The sequence below is a fragment of the Nocardia cyriacigeorgica genome (assembly GCF_010858045.1).
GTDB classification, from domain to species: domain Bacteria; phylum Actinomycetota; class Actinomycetes; order Mycobacteriales; family Mycobacteriaceae; genus Nocardia; species Nocardia cyriacigeorgica_E.
Window position 1 is genome coordinate 128,260 of the sequence record NZ_JAAGVC010000004.1, and the last position, 872, is coordinate 129,131.

An 872-nucleotide genomic window follows, 5' to 3' on the forward strand; every position below is an offset into this window, starting at 1 on the left:
TGACGATTAGACTGAAAGCCCTTGGTTCAGAACATGTCTCGCGTCTAAAGCGAGCGGATGTTGGTCTCGACAATGCCGACGAGCGTGTCGCGGCCCGCGGACTTACCGAGCACTCGAAGCCCGTACATGGCATTGAGTAGGCAGGCGGCGAGTGCTCGTGGGTCGCGGTCGGAACCGATCTCACCCTCACGCCGCGCTCGCGTGAGTGCCTCCTCGAACCCGTCCTGCATGCGTTCGAAGATGCGGCGGACCCGAGCGGTCACCTCGGCATCGTCACCGCCGAGTTCGATGGCCGCGTTCACTGCCAGGCAGCCGCGGTTCGCACACGCGGCGCCGGTTTCCTCGTCGACCACCGTCATCAGTACCGTGCGCACCTTGTCCCGCACGGGTCCCTCGCCGCTGAGTATCTCGACCTGCCGTGTCGCCCATTCGCTCTCATAGCGGCGCAGTGCCTCCAGGAACAGCTGATGCTTTCCGCTGAAGGTGTGATAGAGGCTGCCGCGGCCCAGGCCGGTGCTATCGACCAGGTCCTGTGCGGAGGTCGCCGCGTAACCCTTGTTCCAGAACGCCGTCATGGCGGCGTCGACCACGCGATCCGGATCGAATCCCTTGGGGCGAGGCATGGCTGTACTGTAGCAGATATTTTAATGGTCGTTACACAATGGTGGTAACACGCTGGTCAGCTGCCAAATGCTGCAGTGCCGAGCATGGGAGAGTGAGCAGTAACCGCCACCACGGACTCGGTTGCCGGCCCGCCTCGGCGGGCGTGCCGTCGGCTCACCGGGCATCTCCGGCCGCGCGGTGGCCACCATCTGCCGAGCAGGGGCGTCGGTCGTGCCGGTGGGGTGTTGCCCGGCGACGGCAGGGCGAGG

The 872-nt window shown here is 65.3% G+C and carries 1 protein-coding gene; it reads right to left on the reverse strand.

Annotation, left to right across the window (positions count from 1 at the left end):
* Positions 1-44 precede the first annotated feature (44 nt).
* Positions 45-623: a TetR/AcrR family transcriptional regulator gene (locus GV790_RS05850; RefSeq protein ID WP_163811312.1), complete on the reverse strand. Its 579-nt coding sequence runs from the start codon at positions 621-623 to the stop codon at positions 45-47.
* Between the last annotated feature and the right edge of the window lie 249 nt (positions 624-872).